Annotated in this window: 15 protein-coding genes; 6 read left to right on the top strand and 9 right to left on the bottom strand. The window is 66.9% G+C overall.

What is annotated here, in order from left to right:
- Positions 1–20: 20 nt before the first annotated feature.
- Positions 21–827, bottom strand: coding sequence for an NADPH-dependent F420 reductase (npdG, locus tag ACOCMM_RS06745; RefSeq protein ID WP_419552416.1), 807 nt, complete (start codon positions 825–827; stop codon positions 21–23).
- Positions 828–969: 142 nt separating this feature from the next.
- Here npdG and fabI point away from each other — a divergent pair, with 142 nt between their 5' ends.
- Positions 970–1749, top strand: coding sequence for an enoyl-ACP reductase FabI (gene fabI / locus ACOCMM_RS06740; protein WP_419554832.1), 780 nt, complete (start codon positions 970–972; stop codon positions 1747–1749).
- Positions 1750–1798: 49 nt separating this feature from the next.
- Here the strand turns inward: fabI and ACOCMM_RS06735 are convergent, their stop codons facing one another.
- The 4 genes from ACOCMM_RS06735 to ACOCMM_RS06720 all read right to left on the bottom strand — a co-directional run bounded on the left by ACOCMM_RS06735 (position 1799) and on the right by ACOCMM_RS06720 (position 8118).
- On the bottom strand, positions 1799–3439 hold the full coding sequence (locus tag ACOCMM_RS06735; RefSeq protein ID WP_419552415.1) for an HNH endonuclease signature motif containing protein: 1641 nt from the start codon (positions 3437–3439) through the stop codon (positions 1799–1801).
- A 236-nt stretch (positions 3440–3675) separates the two neighbouring features.
- A complete protein-coding gene (gene lysS / locus ACOCMM_RS06730; RefSeq protein ID WP_419552414.1) occupies positions 3676–5604 on the bottom strand; it encodes a lysine--tRNA ligase in 1929 nt (642 codons plus the stop codon).
- Between the two features lie 58 nt (positions 5605–5662).
- On the bottom strand, positions 5663–6772 hold the full coding sequence (locus ACOCMM_RS06725) for a hemolysin family protein (RefSeq protein ID WP_419552413.1): 1110 nt from the start codon (positions 6770–6772) through the stop codon (positions 5663–5665).
- Positions 6769–8118 carry a hemolysin family protein gene (locus tag ACOCMM_RS06720; RefSeq protein ID WP_419552412.1) on the bottom strand — a complete coding sequence of 450 codons (1350 nt, stop codon included), beginning with the start codon at positions 8116–8118 and terminating at the stop codon, positions 6769–6771. Before ACOCMM_RS06720 ends, ACOCMM_RS06725 begins: the two co-directional genes overlap by 4 nt.
- A 164-nt stretch (positions 8119–8282) precedes the next feature.
- On the opposite strand from ACOCMM_RS06720, the gene ACOCMM_RS06715 reads away from it, so the two are divergent.
- From ACOCMM_RS06715 to ACOCMM_RS06695, 5 genes are all read left to right on the top strand, one after another.
- Positions 8283–10313 (top strand): ABC transporter ATP-binding protein, encoded by a 2031-nt coding sequence (locus tag ACOCMM_RS06715; RefSeq protein ID WP_419552411.1) that lies wholly within the window; start codon positions 8283–8285, stop codon positions 10311–10313.
- A complete protein-coding gene (locus ACOCMM_RS06710) occupies positions 10307–12442 on the top strand; it encodes an ABC transporter ATP-binding protein (RefSeq protein WP_419552410.1) in 2136 nt (711 codons plus the stop codon). The genes ACOCMM_RS06715 and ACOCMM_RS06710 overlap by 7 nt, the downstream gene beginning before the upstream one ends.
- On the top strand, positions 12439–13266 hold the full coding sequence (locus ACOCMM_RS06705) for an ABC transporter ATP-binding protein (RefSeq protein WP_419552409.1): 828 nt from the start codon (positions 12439–12441) through the stop codon (positions 13264–13266). Before ACOCMM_RS06710 ends, ACOCMM_RS06705 begins: the two co-directional genes overlap by 4 nt.
- A 101-nt stretch (positions 13267–13367) precedes the next feature.
- Positions 13368–13856 (top strand): nuclear transport factor 2 family protein, encoded by a 489-nt coding sequence (locus ACOCMM_RS06700; RefSeq protein WP_419552408.1) that lies wholly within the window; start codon positions 13368–13370, stop codon positions 13854–13856.
- The gene (locus ACOCMM_RS06695; protein WP_419552407.1) at positions 13837–14568 is read left to right on the top strand and encodes a PaaI family thioesterase; all 732 of its coding nucleotides are present in this window, start codon (positions 13837–13839) and stop codon (positions 14566–14568) included. The genes ACOCMM_RS06700 and ACOCMM_RS06695 overlap by 20 nt, the downstream gene beginning before the upstream one ends.
- On the opposite strand, the gene ACOCMM_RS06690 is transcribed toward ACOCMM_RS06695, so the two are convergent.
- From ACOCMM_RS06690 to ACOCMM_RS06675, 4 genes are all read right to left on the bottom strand, one after another.
- Positions 14553–15944, bottom strand: coding sequence for a hypothetical protein (locus ACOCMM_RS06690; protein ID WP_419552406.1), 1392 nt, complete (start codon positions 15942–15944; stop codon positions 14553–14555). The two genes, ACOCMM_RS06695 and ACOCMM_RS06690, sit on opposite strands and share 16 nt — an antisense overlap.
- Before the next feature lie 66 nt (positions 15945–16010).
- Entirely contained in the window at positions 16011–17288 is a 1278-nt protein-coding gene (locus tag ACOCMM_RS06685; RefSeq protein ID WP_419552405.1) for an acyl-CoA dehydrogenase family protein, read from the bottom strand.
- Positions 17289–17380: 92 nt separating this feature from the next.
- A complete protein-coding gene (locus ACOCMM_RS06680; protein ID WP_419552404.1) occupies positions 17381–17890 on the bottom strand; it encodes a hypothetical protein in 510 nt (169 codons plus the stop codon).
- Positions 17883–18800: an HAD family hydrolase gene (locus tag ACOCMM_RS06675; protein ID WP_419552403.1), complete on the bottom strand. Its 918-nt coding sequence runs from the start codon at positions 18798–18800 to the stop codon at positions 17883–17885. The genes ACOCMM_RS06680 and ACOCMM_RS06675 overlap by 8 nt, the downstream gene beginning before the upstream one ends.
- Positions 18801–18928 lie beyond the last annotated feature (128 nt).

The following is an 18928-nucleotide window of genomic DNA, read 5'->3' as shown; positions in this document are numbered from 1 at the left end:
TCAGAGCACCAGCCATCGGCTCAGTCGGGGACGGTCTCGGCGCTCGGCTGCGCTGCGTCAGGGTGGCTCGGCCCGCCCCCGAGCACGCTGATCGGGACGTGATCCAAGCCGACCAGCCGAAGGGCCACACGGGTGCGGTACCGCGTGTTGAGCTGCATCAGCACCGCAGTGAATGCCTCGATGGCTGTTGCATTTGACAGGTTCCCGCAGTCGAGCGCTCGCGCGCCGGGCATGCGGTCCACGATCTCGGCGATATGCCAGGTGGCCTCGCGGTGATCGCTGCAGATGAGGATGTCGCCGTCCACCGGCTCGTCGAGATTGCCGAGCTCGGTCGCAGGCACGTGCTGCAGGGCAGCGGCGACTCGGGAGTCCGGCAGCGACGCCTGAACCGAAGCCGCGACCGAGCCCCTGGGCGGGATCAGCGGCACGAACTCGTCGTCCACGCGGGCCAGCGCGTTCGACATCGTCGCCACCACCTTGCCGCGCAAGTGCTCGGCGACGCCCCGAGCTGTGATTGCTGCCGCGTCCCACGGAGTGGCGATCACGACCGTGGGCTCCTCCGCGGCGAGGCTGTTGGCACCGGGGTGGATGCGCAGGTGCCGCTCAGGCCAGCGATCCAGAATATTGTCGACCACTTCCATCGACCGGTACTTCGAACGAGATCCCAGCGTCACTTCACAGCCGATGTCGGCCAACCGGGTCGCCAGCGCCGCGCCGGCTGGGCCGGTGCCGCCGATGATGCCAATGCGGGTCGGCTCGCCGGCACCTGCAGAGGCACCTGCTGCGACCCCATCTACGGTCCCGTTGGGGGTCGCATTTGCTGACACGACCGCCACGGTACGGCGAAGCGCGCCATAGAGCAAAGAGAGGCGGCAATGTGTGCGGACACCAGAGGGGCGCCAGGCACGGCGGTAGCGTCCGGCGGTGGGCAGCGTTGCGGGCTGCCGTGCCGACAAGGAGGCAGCGCCAATGGCCGGCAGCGGAATCGTGGAAGGCAAGAAGCTCCTCATTACTGGGGTGCTGACCGACGCCTCGCTGGCGTTCAACGTGGCCCGGTTGGCCCAGGAGCAGGGCGCGGAGATCGTGCTGACCGGCGCCGGACGGGGCATCCGGCTGACCGAACGGACCGCCCGCAAGCTGCCTACCGCGTGCGATGTGCTGCCGCTCGACGTCACCTCGCCCGACGAGATCTCCGCGGTGCGCGACGACCTGACGCAACGCTGGGGCCGCCTCGACGGGCTGCTGCACTCCATCGGCTTCGCACCCGCGAGCTGTTTGGGCGGGAACTTCCTCGACGCACCGTGGGAGGACGTGTCCACCGCAGTGCACATCTCGGCGTACAGCCTCGCCGGGCTGGCGTCACCGTTGGCGCCCTTGCTGGCCGAGGCGAAGGGCTCGGTGGTGGGCCTGACGTTCGATGCCAGCGTGGCGTGGCCCTACTACGACTGGATGGGCGTTGCGAAGGCTGCCTTCGAATCGACGGCGAGGTACCTGGCGAAGTCGCTCGGACCGCAGGGCATCCGGGTGAATCTGGTCTCGGCCGGGCCCATCCGCACCATGGCGGCCAAGTCGATCCCCGGGTTCACCGACTTCGAGGAGGCGTGGGAAGCCCGCGCTCCGCTGGGCTGGGACATCGGTGACAGCGAACCGGTCGCGCGCAGCACGCTCGCGCTCATGTCGGACTGGTTCGGGAGCACCACCGGCGAGATCCTTCACGTCGACGGCGGCTATCACGCCATCGGCGCCTAACGCCAACCGACACCTCGGCCCGTGGCGAGACCTGAACCTCATCGCTCGATCAGGCTGCTGGTTGTGCCTGCGGCGGCGTGGTGGCGGGCAGTGGTTTCTGTGAGGAGATCGTGGGCAGTGGTTCTTGGGCAGTGGTTCTTGAGAGGTGACTGCGTCTGGTGATTGCGGCGCGGTGTTTGGGCTTGCGTGAGGGCGCCGGGTTCGGGGGATTTGTCGGGTCGGGTGGGATGAGCCGGAAACGGTTGTCACGGACGATGACTTGCCAGTTGTGGTCGTGGATGCGATCGTGGCATGACCAGCAGACGAGCACGAGATTGTCGACTCGTGTCTTGCCGCCGCATTTCCACGGGATGACGTGGTGGGCTTCGCAATCGCCCGGCGGTGCCCCACAGCCGATGCATTTCCCGTCGCGTGCGATTAAGGCGCGGCGCTGCGCCGCGGTGGGCGCCCGGCTCGCGACTGTCTCGTACAGCGGGGTCAGCTTGTCGCCGAAGATCTCCACCCAAACGTCGGAGTTGCAGGCGAGCCGTGCGAGGGTGCTGAGCGGGATCGGTCCGATGCCGCAGATCTCCGCGACACCGCCTGGCTGGCCCGAAAAGGCCGCCAGCTCGGCGGTGCCGTCGGGCTCGCCGGTCAGGGCTGCGAGATCGGCACGCACGATGATCTCCGCCGCTGCTGGCTTGCGACCGATGTGGGCCGGTGGTGCCTCTGCAGCGGGCGCGGGCTCGGAGCGGTTGACGCCGTCGGTCTCGCCAATGCACCCCTGCTCTGGGACACCGGTGCCAGGCAGCGTCAGATGACCTGACTGCGGCGGGTTGTCCGTGAACGGCTGTTGGCCGGTGGGTTCGGTGGGAGCCGCAGTCGAGGGAGTCGCCTTCGGTGCGGCTGGGTTATCTGCGGCGAGGAGCGTTTCAAGTGCGTCGGCCATGCGCTGGTCGCGTGAGCGCACCGCGTTGCCCTTGCCGAGTGCATCTACAGCACCGTCGGCGGCGGTGCCATAGGCCGCGTTGGGGGGTTGAGGCTGGGCACGGCAGAGCTGGGCTTGGCGGTGCTGGGCGCGACGATCTGCTTGGCGGAGCTGTTCGGCGTGGTGACGCAGCCGGTTCTGGATGCGGGCGCCCATCTCGGCGTCGAAGCTGCCGCGCATCTGCACCGAGCCGTCGTCGCCGTTCCAAAAGCGCACATTGCGGTTGCGCCGGTTGCGGCGATGCTGCGCCACCAGATCAGCAGCGTCTTGGTGGCGGGCCGTCCAGCGCTGAGCGGCTTGGGCGAACTCGTCGGCAGGCAGCGTCTTGGCGAGCCCGATCAGCTCGGGATCGCCCTGCACCGCATCGGGACTGGTCTTGCGGGCGGCACGTGCGAGCTTGGCGGCGTTCGCCAAGCTGATCTGCCCCTCGGTGAGCGCGGCGTGCGCATCAGGAATGGAGACCAGCTCTGTGTCGGTGCGCACGTTGCGGGCAGCGTCCGAGCGCGACAGGCCGCTGTGCTCGTGCAACAGCCCCGCGCCGCCGTCGCCGTGGCGTTCGCGCTGCGCAACAACTGCCGCTGCTTTGGCCTCGAGCAACTCGACGCGGCTGCGCAGCTGCTTGGACACACCCAAAGTGCGGCGCAGCAGATCGCTCGGCGCTGTCTCGATGCCGTCGAGCGCAGTGTTGAGGTGTTCGAGCGCCTGCTCTACATGAGAGAACATACGTTCACTCTACTGGATCGGTGTCACAATTAAGCGTTCTCAGCACAAACAAATTATTACAACTATGTTACATATGGTTTCAGTGTGTTTCCATGTTGCACGTAGCCCCCGGAGCTCAGCCAAGACGTGGCCGTGAATCTCTGCACCGACTTGGCCAAGACTTCGCCAATTGGTTCGTCGCCCCAACGGCTTTCCGACATAGCGCACGCCCATCGACGCCTCCGCCAAGTCAGTGGTCAGTCAGAACCTCGCGCAAAGGGGTTTGATGAACGAATTGGGACATCGGGGTCGTCGACCTGCAGCACTGCCGCGACATGCTTCAGGGCTTCTCGGCAAACGGTGCGTACGGCGCAGAGAAAGTCACCGTCATTCCGGATGAAGGCTTCCAAGGTCACTTCGCCATCTGTTGTCGACTCCGCGGTCTCATGACCTGCGCGAGACAGTGGCAAGAATTCGGGCCGTTGGTCGCGCCCCAGCGCGTCGTGGACGGCAGCATCCCATTCGATGAGTGGGACCGCCGTCTCGTCGACCAATTCAGAATATGAGTACTCCGACAGGTCGAGGCGTTCCAGAGTTGGACGCTTGCCGTAGAACTCGAGGAAGCTGCCAGCTCGCGGCCCTTCGGAGCGTCCGAACAGCAATGCGTAAAGGACAGTGAACAACTCGACAATCGCTGAGCGCTCGTCGCACCCCACGAGACGCGCCGCATCGAACAGTTCTGATTGGATGCTTCGAGCCGACCAATCCTCCAACTGGCGCAGCAGCGAGGATGCTACGTAGAGGAACGCCCTCTGCTGATTCGACATTCCATCGAGGACTGTCTTGGCCTCGGCGTCGTCGAGCAACGCAAGCTCGCCGGCGAGGTCGGGGCGACTCTCCATCAGTTTTCGCGCGACTGCTTCCTTGTGAGCGAGCCACTCGGCGTCGGCCTCCGACATATCGACGCCGAGCGAGGCCACGTGGTTCGCAAGCTCGATGTGCGGTTGCTGGGCGAGGCTGACCACCGAATCGAAGGGCGGGCTGACGGCGGGAGGCGTAGGCACCTCGCGTCGGTAGTCGACCTGCGAGATGAAGAAGAGCTGTTGCTGGTTCGGTTCCGCATCGCCCTGGGCTGCGGCCCGCCAAAGCCGCTCGTACTCGACGAAGGCCTTGGTGAGGCCGGCGATGTCGAGAGCGAAATCGATGGCTCGGCGCGGCTGGGTGCGCAGCACGACGTAGCGCAGCAACTCGGGCGGCAGCATCGCTGTCAGCTCCGACGCCGTCATGCCGATGCCCTTCGATGAACTCATCTTGGCCCCGCCGAGCGTGAAGAACTCATAGGGCACGGGCACCGGAACCGGGCACTGCAGCACTTGGCGTGCCAGCGCGGAAGAGACTTCATGTGAGCCGCTGGCAGCCATGTGGTCCTTGCCGGCGCCCTCGATCGAGACGCCGAAGAGCTTCCACTTGGCGGCCCACTCCAGCTTCCACGGCAGCTTGCCGTTCCCGCCGAACGGGCTGATGCGGCCGCTGTGCCCACAGCCCTCGGCCCATGTCACCAGATGGGGCCGGCACTCGTAGGCCACGGTCTCGCCGTCGTAACCGGACGCATAGGTAGTGCCGATGCGGCCGCATGCCTCGCAGATGGGTTGGAACGGCAGCCAATCATCGGAACGCTCGGCGCCGCTGAGCCTGAGGTAGATCTGCCGCACGTCGGCCGCAGCTCGCAGGAACGTGTCGATGATCTCGTCGAGCCTGCCTGCCCGATAGATGTCGCTCATGCGGTAGAACTCGACCTCGACGCCGAGATTGTCGAACTGCCCGGGAGCATCATCGACCGGCGAGTCGGTGGCATCGAACCACTTTCCAGTGAACTCGCCGAAGTACGCCTCAGCCATCGAATCACCACGAAGACCCTCGGGCGGCGGTGCGGCCCACAGCGGCTTGCCCTGGTGCTCGACGAACTGGTCTCCGGTGCCGTGCGGTTTCTCGTCGACGGGATCCATGTCGTCGCAGCCGTACATAAAGGTCGCATTCAGCCCACGCTCGCGGGCTGCGCGCGCCAAGGCGTCGTGAATGAGCACGCCGCGCAGCGAGCCGACATGGGCACGGCCGCTGGGTGTCTTGGAATCGTTGACCACGACCCGCTGAGGGCAGCTGTCGAGCACTCTGTCGATCCATGTCATGGCGTGATGCGCAACAGGCCGCTACGGGTCTGACAACGACCACGGCAGCCTAACTGGGTCACCCTGCTCCGCCGTCTGCGATTTTGCTGTGCGTGCCTTCGTCGGCGGCAGCAGGATCACCGATCAGGCCGCGTAGCAGATCGTCGAGTGCGACCACGCCGAGCGTCCGGCTGTGCTCGTCGACCACGACGGCAAGATGAATGCGTGTGCGCTGCATCCGGCGCAGCGCCTCGTCGAGCGCTGTGTCGGGATCGAAGCGGAGCATCCGGCGAACGAGGCCGCTACCGAGACGCTGGCGAGCCGCAACTCGACGGTCGGCTTCGGCAAGGTCGGGCGCATCCCGCTCGGTCGCCGCTGCCAGGTCGTTGCTGTGGAGCATGCCCCGGACGTCGTCGGGTCCATCGCCGAGCACGACGAGCCGCGAGCGGCCCGTGCGGGTGAACTGCTGCTCGGCCGCTGCGATCGAGTCGGCGAGCCGTACGGCGGCAACATCACCCGCCGGCGCCATGATCTCGCTCACCGTGGTGGCTTCGAAGCGCATCGCCCGCTCGAGCAGCGCCACATCGCCAGCCTCGATGTGGCCTTCAGCGAGCGAGTCGCGAGCCATGAGGCCCAGCTCGGCCGGCGTCGCCGTGTCGGTCAGCTCAGTGGTCGGCTCCACGCGAAGGGCTCGCAGGACCCCGTTCGAGACGGCGAGCAGGGTTCGCACCACGGGTCGGGCGACGATGAGATATGCGGCCATCGGGCGGGCGAGCACGAACAGTGTGCGTTCAGGGCCGATCAACGCCAGGTTCTTGGGGACCATCTCACCGAGCACCATGTGAACGACCGCTACGAGCCCGAGGCCGATTCCGAAGCCGATGGAGTGCAGAACGGCGTCTGGCAGCTCGACGATGCCCCCGATGGCGCTCTCGATGACCGCAGCGATCGCCGGTTCGGTGAGGCGACCGACTGCCAGCGAGCACACGGTGATCCCTAGCTGCGCGCCGCCAAGGGTGGTCAGCACATCGGACTGCATGTGTTGCGCCGCAAGGGCTGCTGATCGTCCCGTTGCGGCTTGGCTGTCCACGACTGCACGCTTCGAGCCGATGAGGCCGAACTCCATCGCGACGAAGCCGCCGTTGAACACGATCAGCACCGCGCCCACCGCTATCGCGAGCGCCGTCACGACGATGCCTCGTTCGAATCGGTGCCTTCGCTGTGCGCGGGGGTTTCGGCGCTGACGGCTACCTCGGCAATGCGCAAGCCGTCGAGTTCGCTCACCGCCAAGCGCCAACCGTTCCAGGAGACCACCGTGCCCACAGACGGGATCTTGCCAAGGCGCTCCAGCACGAATCCGGCCAACGTCTCATAGGGACCTGGGGGTGCGGCCAAGCCGGTGGCCTCTTCCAGCTCATCGAGCGTGGCGGTGCCCGCCAGGGTGATCGGGCGGCCAGGCCGGCGAGGTGTCAGGGCGGGCGGCTCGTCGAACTCGTCGGCAATGTCGCCCACCAGCTCTTCGGCGATGTCCTCGCGCGTCAGGACACCGGCAGTACCGCCGTGCTCGTCCACCACGACGCACAGCCGGCAGTCGGCCTCGGACATATCGGCCAGCACGCCGTCGAGCTTGCGGCTCTCGGCCACCGCAACGACGGGGCGCATGATGGTCTCCACCGGAGTGCGATCTCGCTCGGACGCGTCCACACTGAACACATCGCGTACCTCGGCGATGCCGAGCACGTCGTCGGAACTCGACCCGAGTACGGGGAATCGCGAGTGGCCGCTGCTGCGGGCCAGCTCCACCAGATCGCCGAGAGTTGCGCCGGCTCCAAGGGCCGACATCGCAGTCCGTGGCGTGAGCGCATCGGCGGCGTCCTTGCGGCCCAATCGCAGCGTTCGTACCAGCAGATCGGCCTGCGCGTCGCTCAGGGTGCGCTGGCGCGACGAGCGGACGACGTACTCCAGCTCATCGCGGGTGCGCACGATGCGCAGTTCCTCGGTCGGCTGCAGGCCCAATCCCCGCACGGTGGCGTTGGCGATGCCGTTGAACAGCAGCGTGACGGGGGCGGCGATGACGCCATAGATCCGCAGCACCGGTGCCAACCACATGCTCACCCGAAGCGGACGCGATATAGCCAGGTTCTTGGGTGCCAGTTCGCCGAACACCATTTGGAACACTGCGGCCAGCGCTATCGCAACCACCGCGATGGCGCCGGTCGATGCCACCGTTTCTGCCCAACCGCCCAGCGCCCGTTCGATCAGCTCGCCGATGGTGCCCTCAGCGATGATGCCGAGCACCAATGAAGTGAGGGTGATGCCGAGTTGTGCACCGCCGAGGTGGAAGCTGAGGCGCCGCAGCAGCGCTCGCACGCCACGAGCGCGGAGGCGCCCCTGCGCTGCCAAGACATCGACCTGAGAAGTGTCAACGGCGAGGAGTGAGAACTCCCCCGCCACGAACACGCCGTTCAAGGCAATGAGCACGACGACGAGTGCAAGTCCTGCAATGAGTCCCAGCGTCATGCCGGTGTTGCGCACCCCCGCGTAGCCCAGTGGCTGCGCCCACGGTACCGCCGGGCCGCGGAGAGCTGATTCTGCTCGCGGTCGAACCCGCTGGGTCGCTCTTGTTCGCCTCGCTCACGGGCCGCTCGACCTCCGGTCGTCCCGGTTCGGCAAGCGGGGTCACCGCTAGCCTCGCCGGGATGCGGGTAGCCCCCAGCACTGCGCCCGCGGATCAGCCTGCGCAGCTTGATTCCGATGCCGTCGGCACGCGATCAGCCGATGACGACACCACCCCCACCGATCCTGCAGAAGCGAGTCCAGCCGGCGGGTTCGGCGACGATCTGACCGATGATTGGATCCGGGCTGAACGTTCGCTGAGTTGGATCCGGCGGCTCGGGCCCCTGCTCCGGCGACACCGGATGCGCATTGTCGGTTCGCTCATCGCAGCTATCGCCGCAATGGGCGTGCAGGCCGTCGCACCGCGGGTTGCGGGCTACGCCGTCGATGCAGCGCTGCCGCGCGAGGGGGCGAGCGGGTCTGGTTCGTTGTGGGCGTTCGTCATCGCACTCTTCGCGCTGGGCGTGGCCCGGGGCGTTTTCACCTACGCATACCGCAAGGGTCTGTTCTCGATGGGCTGGCGCGTCGAGTATCAGCTGCGGACAATGCTGTTCTCCCACCTCAGCCGGCTGTCATTCGCGTTCTACGACCGGGTGCAGACCGGTGAGATCATCTCCCGCTCGAACTCCGACATCCGCTCGGTGCAGATGTATCTGGCCTTCGCTCCCATCGTGTCGATGCAGCTGCTGACCTTCGTGGTGGCAATCTCGCTGATGGCGTGGATCAGTCTCACGCTCACTGCCATCACGATGCTGGCGATGCCAGCCGTCTACGCGCTCGGCCAGCGGTTGCGGCGGATCATGTTCCCGCTGTCGTGGATCATCCAGTCCCGCAATGCCGAGGTCGCGACCGTGACCCACGAGACCGTCAGCGGGGTGCGTGTCGTCAAGGCATTCGCGGCCGAGGCCCGGCAGGTGGAAGAAATGGCTCAGGCGGCGCAACGGCTGCGCTGGGCCAACATGCTCCAGCACAACACCCGGGCGCACTACACGCCGGTCATCGAGAACCTTCCTCGCCTGGCATTGGCGATGGTGCTGCTGGTGGGCGGGCACCAGATCATCAACGGCTCGCTCACCGTGGGCGACTTGGTCACTTTCAATCTGTACATCCTGCTGCTGCAGGCGCCGTTCCGATTCATCGGGATGCTGTTCATCTTCGGTCAGCGGGCCAAGGCTTCCTCTGAACGCATCTTCGAGGTGCTCGACGAGCCGGTGCTGGTCGCAGACCGACCCGGTGCGATCGACCTGCCTCAGCGGCGGGGTGACGACGATGCCCCCGCAGGCCAGGAGGTGAGCTTCGACGGTGTTCGATTCGCCTACGGCACCGAGACCATCGGCGGTGTGGCGGGAGCCTCGAGCGCGGAACGCGACGCACCACCGGTCTTCGATGGACTCGACTTGCACATCGGCGCCGGCGAGCGCGTCGCAGTGGTCGGGCGCACCGGCTGCGGCAAGACAACTCTCGTCCGCCTTCTGATGCGCTTCTATGACATCGGCAACGGCAGGATCGCCGTCGGCGGCCACGATGTAACCGATGTGACGGCCGACAGCCTGCGCCGCGCCGTGGGCCTCGTTCCCGACGAGCCATTCCTGTTCTCCGCCAGCATCCACGACAACATCGCCTACGCCCGTCCTGATGCCGAGCGGCCAGATGTGATTGCAGCCGCAGCCGCTGCGCAGGCTCATGAATTCATCAGCGAGCTCGACGAGGGCTACGACACGGTGGTCGGCGAGCGCGGGTACGACCTCTCAGGCGGTCAGCGCCAGCGCATCGCGATTGCCCGGGCATTCTTGGCCGACCCGGCAGTGCTGATCCTCGACGACGCCACCAGCTCGATCGACGTGGCGCACGAGGAGAAGATCCACGAAGCGCTCACCGAGCTGCTGAAAGACCGCACGACCATCGTCATCGCCCACCGGCTGTCCACGATCAGTCTGGCTGACCGGGTGATCCTGCTCGCCGACGGGCGGGTGGCAGCCGATGGCACTCACGCCGAGCTGCTCGCCACCGAACCCCTCTACGCAGAGGTGCTGGCAGCAGGAGACGAGTCACAGACCACCGGCCAATCCGAAGCGGACGGCTGTAGCGCGCACGAAGGCAGCAGAACATGGTGATGGTCGGTGGCCCCGGCCACATGGGTCCTACCGCGACGCAGGCCAGCGCTGCGGCGGGCCTTCCGTTCGCCGGGGTGCCATCGGAGCTGCAGGAGGGGGCCGAAAAGCTGCTGTCGCTCGAGCCCGATCACCCCGAGCCGCGCGTCAATTTCGACCCTGTGACCGAACGCGCCGAGGGCGGGCGGGGGCGCCCATTCGGCCTCCGGGACATGCTGATGCCGCACCGGTGGGGCATCGCTGCAGCGCTGCTGATGCTGTGTGCCGAGACGGTCGCGATGCTGGCAGGGCCCGTGCTGGTGCAACAGGGCATCGATCGCGGCATCGTGGCAGGCGATCGCTACACGCTCAACATGGTCGTGCTTGTCTTCGGGGGCGTTGTGGCGGCAAGCATCGTGCTGAGCCACGTGCGCCAACGTCTGAACGGACGCATCTCCGAGCAGATGATGTACGACCTGCGACTGCGCTTGTTCAGCCACTACCAGCGCTTGTCGCTGGACTGGTACACGACCGCCAAATCGGGTGTGCTGCTCAGCCGCATGACCTCCGACGTGGAATATGTGGCGCTGCTCGTCAACGAGGGCTTCGTGAACTTGCTGATCCAAGTGCTCACGGTGGGCGTCGTGACCGTGGTGTTGTTCACCTACGACCCGGTGCTGGCAGTGGTGCTGCTCGTGGGCATCGTTCCGCCGCTCACCGCGCTGACACTGTGGTTTCGTACACGCAGCGAGGCTGGCTACAGCGAGATCCGCGACCGCATTGCAGACGTGCTGGCCGACCTCTCGGAGAACCTGGCTGGAATCCGAGTGATTGCTGCGACGGGGCGGCGTGCGGCGAATGTGCTCCGACATCGCAAGGTGACCGCCCGCTACCGCGACGCCAACCTGTCGATGTCCAAAGCACAGGCGATCTATGGCCCGGGCACCGAGGCGATCGGCATTGCGGCGCAGGGGCTGGTGCTGGCCGTCGGCGGAACGATGGTGCTGCGAGGCAGCCTGGAGATTGGAGTGCTGGCGGCGTTCGTCCTGTTCGTGACCCAGTTCTTTGCCCCGATCCAGCAGCTCGCGCAGCTGTACAGCACCTACCAGCAGGGCCAATCGGGCCTGCGCAAGATCAGTCAGGTCCTGGCGACGCAGCCGACCGTGCGCCAGCGGGTCGATGCCATCGAATTGCCGCCGATCGAGGGACACATACGGCTCGAGGGCGTTTCGTTTGCCTATGACGATGAGGCGGCCACGTCTGGCGAGAACGGCGATGGGACCGACGGCACTACGAAGGTGCCGGCGGGACACTTCGGCGCATCCTTCGACCCGATGGCGATGCCTGAGGGGCTGGGCAATGGCACCCGGATCGGTCACGGCGGCACCACAGATGGTGACGAGCCCTTCGAGGATGACCCTCCGGAGGTGCTGAGCGGCGTCAGCCTGGAGATCCGGCCTGGCGAGACCTTCGCCTTGGTGGGGCCGACGGGTGCAGGCAAGAGCACGATCGCGAAGCTGATCATCCGCTTCTACGACCCGACCGAGGGTCGGGTCACGATCGACGGCTGGGACCTGCGGGACATCACGTTGGCGTCGCTGCGCAACCAGCTGGGCGTGGTGCCTCAGGAGCCCTTCCTGTTCCACGGCACCATCCGGGACAACGTCGCGTTCGGTTTGCGTCACCGAGGCGGCACTTCCGCCGGCGAACAGCTGGACGCCGACATCGATGCGGCGCTCGACCTGGTGGGGCTGCGCAGGTTGATCGACAGCCTTCCCGACGGAGCCGACACCCAGGTGCATGAGCGGGGTGTGTCGCTATCAGCCGGCGAGCGGCAGCTGCTAGCGCTGGCTCGGGCGTTCGTGGCGCGGCCTAGGGTGATCGTGCTCGATGAGGCCACCTCCAGCGTCGACCTCAGCACCGAAGCCGAGATCGAAGGCGCGCTGGACCTGCTGTTGGAAGGCCGGACTGCGGTTCTGATCGCACACCGGCTGGCAACGGCCATGCGGGCCGACCGCATCGCCGTCATCGACGAGGGCGGTGTCGTCGAGCTGGGCACTCACGACGAACTGGTCGCGCTCGGCGGCCGTTACGCGCAGATGTACGCCACGTGGGTGTCCCACGCTGGCGAGGGCCGCCGCGACGACTCATGAACGACGGCGTGGAGCGGCCGGTGCCATCGTGCGACAGCCCGGTGCCGGCTGTCTCGGTTCGAGGGGTGTCGGTCGTCTACGACGGCAACACGGTGCTCGGGCCGCTCGATTGGGACATCGCTCCGCACGAGCGTTGGATCGTGCTCGGGCCGAACGGGTCAGGCAAGACGAGCCTCATCAAGATCCTGTCGCTGTACCGCTTCCCCACCACCGGCACGGTGGAAGTGCTCGGCGAGCGGTGGGGTGCAGTCGACGTGCGCGAGCACCGGCGTCGGATCGGGCTTGCGAGTTCGTCGCTGCGGGATCAGTTCCGGCCGAACATCTGCGCAGCGGACATCGTGATGACGGCCCGTTACGCGGCACTGGAAACTTGGTGGCACACCTACACCGATGCCGACCGGGCAGCAGCGCTGGCGTGCCTCAAGCGGGTGGATGCAGGCCAGCTGGCCGAGCGCGCGTTCGCCACGCTGTCGTCGGGCGAGCAGCAGCGGGTGCAGTTGGCCCGCACGCTCATGAGTCGTCCGGAGCTGTTGCTGCTCGACGAGCCGACCGCCGGGCTGGACTTGGCGGGTCGGGAGCAACTGGTGGCCAGCCTGGAGTCGCTTGCCGCCGATCCGCAGACTCCCGCAACCGTGCTCGTAACGCACCACACCGACGAGATCCCTCCGTCGTTCACCCATGGGTTGCTGTTGCGAGACGGAGTGCCGCTGGCGTGCGGCCCGTTGGGTGAGGTGCTCAACGCGGAGTCGCTGTCAGAGTGCTTCTCGCACAAGCTGCGGCTCGAGCGGCGCGACGGCCGTTGGCTTTCCTGGGCCGCGAACTAGATCCCAACCCGCAGGCAATGACGTCGGTCCGGGCGAGTCGGGACCCTTCGCCACCGACTCCGGCTGAGAACGCTCGTGCCCGGGCCTGCGAGACTGACGAAATGGGCGAGCACAGCAACACAACGATGGGCGCCGCTGCCAGCGAGATCGAGGCGCGGATCACCGGCTACTTCGAAGCCTGTACCTCTGGCGATGCTGAGGCCGTGGCAGGGCACTTCAGCGAGAACGCCGTCGTCTACGACACGAATCACGCACCGGTACAGGGAGCCGCCACGATCGGGCGGTTCTGGGCACGCATCGCCTCGAAGTGGCGAGGCGCATCGTGGAACTGCGAGCGGCTCGTGACCGACGGTGACACCGCAGCGATCGAATGGAGGATGACCGGAACGATCGCCGGGCCCGCTGGCCGGCGGGACAACGACGTGCCGTTTGCGGTGCGCGGCAGCGAGCACTACGACTTCGACCTGAGCAGCGACTCGGGCGAGCGACTGATCGCTGAGATCCGCCAGTACTGGACGTTTGATCTCGAACACCCATCCAGCGAATTGGTCGACTATCCCTACGGCGAGCTTGGACGGCTCGGCGGCTGACGGCCTCTTGGGACCCACGTTGCCGCACAGCGACACCAGCAGCGCTTCAGGCGACGACCTGCACCTGATCTATCCCGATCCGCAGTTCGCCGAACGCAGCGCCGCGGCGGGTGCGCTGCGACGGCTGGCACATGCCTTCGTGCGGCACCGCACCGACCCCGAGACGTTGGCCGAGATCACCGCATGGGCCGACGCGACCGCCGAGCGGCTCGAGGCTGCCTCGGATCCTGTCCCCCGCCCGGAGGACTACTTCGCCCGCCGCTATGTCGACCCGAGACCGTCCGATGGCTCCGAGGTCATGGCGTTTGGCGACCGCGCATTCAGCGGTCCGGCCAATCCCACCGCCATGGAGGTCCACATGCGTCGCCACGGCGAGGGCGTGCGCGCAACCGTGAGCTTCGGCGCCGCGTTCGAGAGTGCCCCGGGTCGGGTGCACGGCGGGGCGGTGTGCGCCGTCGTCGACGATGTGCTCGGCTACCTGATGGTCTGCTTGGGGATCGCCGCGTACACGGCGCGTCTCGAGATCGACTATCGAGGCGGCGTCCCGATCGATGAGCCGGTGATCTATGAAGCCCGCGAGACCAGGCGTGACGGCCGAAAGTCGCACGTCAAGTTGGCAGTGCGCGCAGGCAACGCGCCGCCGGACGCTCCCCCGCTCATCGAGGCTGCCGGCCTGTTCGTGATCGTGACGGCAGATCAGCTCGGCAGTTGAGGCTCACGCAGGATGAGGTGCTCCAGCGGCTCGCCGATGTGCGCCCGGCCCGACGGGAGCTCCCCCGGCCCGGCGTCGACATCCCACACCATGACGTCATTGTCGAGCGTGTACAGCAGGAACCGGCTGTCGGGTGCCCAAGCCATAGACCCGAGGTCGACACCGATCTCGGGGGAATGACGGCCCCATTTCTCATCGAGATCGACGACCACCACACCTGCCGGCATGCCGGTGCCGTGCCGAAGCCGTATAGCGATGCGGTTGCCGTCAGGAGACATCAACCCCTGCTCGCTCCAACGGTCCGGCCGCGCCGCGAGCAGCTCTGCCGGCAATTCCACTCTGCGCTCGTCGATCGCCCCGGTGACAATCGGGTAACCCTCGCAGAACGTCTTGCAGTCGGAAGCCATCTCGTCCTGGTCGTCACGCTCGCCGAAGCGGCCTGACGCCTCCGCACAGATGTCGGTACACCATTCGTCGCGACGATCTGCACCCACACTGGCACTGAAGGCGGTGTCGGTGATCTGACAGCCGTGCGCCTCGCACTGCAGCCGCACGACATGACCGTCGCCGACAGCGAGCACCCGACCAGCGCCCAGCCGGAGCGCCGAGTTTCGTCCGTCGAGCGCCATGACACTGCCTGCCATGGACACGACGACGTGGTCGCCGAGAGCGCCATGCACGATCGCCTCGTTGGGCATTTGCACCGCTGAGCGGAAGACGCCGTCGGGGCCGATCACTCGGGCGAAGAGATGCTCGGTACCGCGCACCACGGCGACGATCCCCGGTGGGCTGTAGGCGGGCAGAACCTCGGTCACGTCTTCAGCGATGACGACAGTGTCTCCGCTCTGGGGATCTACTCGCATCACGTTGCGTCCGATGCCCACAGCGATCGCTCCGTCGAGATCAACCAGCGTGTGCGGCAACCCGGGCAGCGGCACGTAGCTCGCCGCTCCGGTCAGCAGGTCGAGTTGATACAGGAAACCGCGAATGTTGCCCGTGGGATCGCCGGCCAGCGTGGCAATCATCTCCGCAACGGGCCGCGCGGGCGGCAGATCGCCCACGGGCGTGTCGAGCGCCGTCGGTGGGGGAAGCGTTGTGCGTGGCGGTTGCGATGGGGCCGCCGTCGTGGTGGTCGCCGGGGGCTCGGACGTGGTGGTCGCACCAGCTTCGACGGCATCGGGCTCGCCACCTCCGCTGCGCACCCACGCCACAATCAGCGCAGCGACAGCCAATGCCGCGACCAGCGCCACCAACGCAAACAAACGCGGAGGCGTTGACGACGGCTGCCGCTCGATCACAGATTCCTGCACACCGGCGAAGTCGGCTCCGCCTTCGGGCAGGATCTCCAGTCCCCGTGGCGGCTCAGGAATGCTCACCGCTTCACATTCTGCGCCGCATGCTGCGCCCCCGCGCCCCAACGTCGGTAGCCCGAGGGCGAATTGCTACCAAGAAGTGGCGTTCTGGGGAAGTTCCCGGAAGGGTGTGGCTGGATCGGGACCGGGCTCCCTGGGGAGTCCCAGCACCCGCTCGCCCAAGATGTTTCGCTGGATCTCGTCGGTGCCGCCGTAGATCGACGGCGCCGGTGAGAAGACCGTCATCTCCTGCAGCACGCCGTCGGTTGCCGCGTCGGCCCCCCACAACGTCATATCTGCGCCGAGGATGGTGCTGGCGAGCGACCGGGCCCGACGCAGGGCGGTCGTCATGCGCAGCTTCGCCAGGTTGCCTTCGCCGCCGGTGCGCTGAGATCGCTGTCGCCCGCGCATTGCCGACAGCCGCATCACCTCGAGATCGGTGTGCAGAGCCGCGAGCTCCTGTCGCACGACTGGGTCCGCGGCACGGCCACGCTGGCGTGCCTCGGAGGTGAGCTGTCCCAGCGTTCCGGGACCCACACCGCCTGCGGCGAGCGGCAGACGCTTGCCGCGGAAGGCTCCCGCCGGTTCGTCCAAATGTCCTGCAATCGATCCAGGGTGTGCGGCTGCATACGCAAGGCCATGGCTGCCACCGATGCTTGCTCGCTCGACGGCCAGCGTGGTGTTGGTGACGCGCCAGCCGTCGTTGAGCTCGCCGATGATGTTGGCGTGGGGCACCCGTGCCCCGTCGATGAACACCTCGTTGAACAACGACCGGCCGGTCATCTCGCGCAAGGGCCGGACTTCGACGCCTTCGGCGGCCATGTCGAAGGCGAACCATGTGAGCCCGCGGTGTTTGGGCGACTCGGGATCGGTACGAGCAACGAGCATCCCCAGGTCCGCGTGCTCGCCTTCGGAGGTCCACACCTTCTGGCCGCTGACGTTCCACTCATCGCCGTCGCGAACCGCCTTGGTTTGGAGTCCGGCGAGGTCGCTGCCGGCTCCAGGCTCGGAGAACAGCTGGCACCACGAGTCGGTCCCATTGAGGATGTTCGGCACAAATCGCTCAATTTGGTCAGGCGTCCCGTGCTCAAGAATCGTCGGGGCGGCAAGCAGCATGCCCAGCCCTGCCGGTGAGCCGATGGCACCTGCGGCGCGAACGGCTTCGACCAGCACACGTGTCTCGCTGCGGCCCCAGCCTCGGCCGTAGGGCTCACCGAGGGTGGGGTTCGACAGTCCGGCGGACGCGAGCCGCTGCCACCATTCCCGCACGCTGATGTCGGGATCCCAGTTGTTCGCTAGCCATGCGTCGAGCTCAGCCCTGAGATCGCCACCCGAGGTCGCGCCAACCGTTGCCTGCCGCTCGCTCATGGCGCCGAACACTACCGTCGGCCCTTGCTCAGGCTTCCTGTGCAAATCGCAGGCTGTATCTCAGGCTTCCTCGGCGAAGCGAAGGCCGTGTCTCACACTTCCTCAACGAATCTCAGGAAGATGGCGGTAGTAGGAGCGAAGAACAGCCGCCAGGCCTGCATGATCCCGCCGTTGGGACCGCAGATCATCCGCGTCTGGGATCCCGCAGGCAGTTCCACGACGACTCTGGGGCTGAAGATCCACAGCAGCTGCAGCTTCAGCGTGTAACTGCCGGGCCGCAAGAGGTAGCTCTCGGTCTTGTTGTCGCGGATCTGTCCGACTCGCTGGCCCTCGATGACGACCTGGTAGCTGCGGATGGTGTCGCGGTAGTGATGAATGCGCTCCAGCACCAGCTCAGCAGTTGCCCCCTCAGCCGCGTCGGACTGATCGTCGCCTGACGCATCAGCCTCAGCGGCCTCGGGAATGCCCATCGGCCCCCTGGGGGCCTTGGCGTTGTGGTCGGCCATGGCCCGACGAGCCCGCTCCCACACCGACGGGCGGCGAGACCGGTCGTCACCGGAGGCGGGATCGGGGGCCGGCGCGGCCCCATCTCCCTCAACCATCGGAATCCCCGCGTGGCGGCATCGCTGCGAACGTACTTCCCGCCATCTCCGGAGGCCAGCCCTCGCCGGTCAGCATCGCCTCCACGACAACCGCGACGCCATCGGATTCGTTGCTGGGCGCGACAACATCGGCCACGGCACGCACCTCGGGCGGAGCATTGGACATTGCGACCGAGCGACCCGCCCAGCGCAGCATGTCAATGTCGTTCAACCCGTCGCCGAATGCCACGACGTCGGCCGGTTTGATGCCGTAGCGCTGGCACACAATCTCCAGCCCGGTCGACTTGTTCACCCCGGCGGCGGCAATCTCGGCGAGGTCGAGGCCCGACGGTCGGATCTCGGTGCCCAGCGGCATCTCCGGTGCCAGCTCGCCAACGGCGGTCATCATCTCGGTGCCCGGCGTTTCGACCAACCACGTCAGCACGGGTCCGTCGACGGCAGCAATGGCGTCGTCCACTCGGTCGATCCGCAGATCGGCCGCAAGCCCAGCCGGCATGTCTGGCACGAAGTTGTGCTCCCACAGGTGCCGACCATCGGCCATGTCAAGCCCAAATCGCACATCGGGCAGGAGCTTGCGAGCGATTTCCGCGGCCTCGATGGCCTCGGAATGGGTCATGGAGCGATCGGCCACCTGCTCTGATGCCCGGGCGTCCATCACCACTGCGCCGTTGAGGCAGACGGCGTACGACATCCCGCGAGCGCACCGCGCCAGCGGCTCGACCTGGGGCCAGGGACGGCCGGTCGCGATCACGGTCATAACACCGGCGGCGTCCAGCGCGTCCAGCGCATCGACCGTCCGAAGAGTCGGCATGCCGCTGCGACCGATCAGTGTGCCGTCGATGTCGAATGCCGCCAGCCGCGGCAAGCCCGCCCGTGGGATCATCGCGCTGTTGCGGGGTGCACTGGTCATGACCTGCACGGTAGAGGGCGGGTGTGACGGTCATGCTGTTTGGGCCAGTGGTTCGGGCCTGGGTGTGACCCTCGGTGTGACGGGCTCGGTGCCTTGTTGCTGATCTGTCGGCTTGGTGCCCGGGCTGC

The sequence above is a fragment of the Candidatus Poriferisodalis sp. genome (assembly GCF_965198245.1).
Classification (GTDB): Bacteria; Actinomycetota; Acidimicrobiia; order Acidimicrobiales; family Poriferisodalaceae; genus Poriferisodalis.
The sequence above is the reverse complement of the archived record's forward strand: the minus strand, read 5'-3'. Positions and strand labels throughout refer to the sequence as shown.